The sequence below is a fragment of the Donghicola mangrovi genome (assembly GCF_013377535.1).
Classification (GTDB): Bacteria; Pseudomonadota; Alphaproteobacteria; order Rhodobacterales; family Rhodobacteraceae; genus Donghicola; species Donghicola mangrovi.
The window spans coordinates 1-621 of record NZ_JABCJE010000041.1 but is presented as its reverse complement, the minus strand read 5'-3'; the positions used below and the strand labels follow the sequence as shown (position 1 = coordinate 621).

1 protein-coding gene is annotated in these 621 nt (G+C 63.4%); it reads right to left on the bottom strand.

Annotated features, from left to right (window positions below):
• The coding region (locus HJ536_RS20685) for a PfkB family carbohydrate kinase (protein ID WP_177159278.1) at window positions 1-621 on the bottom strand (621 nt) is incomplete at both ends.

Below are 621 nucleotides of genomic sequence, written 5' to 3'. Positions count from 1 at the left end.
ACACAGAATGCCGTAGCCATCCCGGCCATCCTGCACCTGAACGGCGGCCTTCATGCACAGCTCTTTGAACTCGCCACCTTTGGCCAGCGTATACCCTTCCATCTCCTCCAACTGCAGGCGGTGGTCGAAAGCAAACACCCGCATCGACGACCAGTCCCCCGCATTGCGGGTGTGGCGCGTGGTGGACCAGTGGATCTGCTCCAGCTCCGGATCGTTGCGCAGATCCTTCTGCTTAACGCCCCGCTTCAGGAAAAACTCCAGCTCGGTCAGGCTTGGATACGCCGGCGTGCAGCCATGACGGCTGACCGCAAAGGCCCCGCAGGCATTGGCGTACTTCAGCGTGGTCGGCCAACCGGCATCTTCCATCCAGCCCTTCAAAAGCCCCGAGAAGAACCCGTCCCCCGCGCCCAAAACATTGAACACCTCGATAGGGAAGCCCTCACCGCTCTGGCCATCGTCCAGACTGTCCGGCACCGCGCCCTCGAACGCCACCGCGCCCAAAGCGCCCCGCTTGCACACCAAGGTCGCCTTCGAGTTCCCGCGCACCGTGCGCAGCGCCTCGACCGTATTGGTCGAGCCGCCCGCGATGTGGAACTCCTCTTCGGTGCCCACGATCAGGTC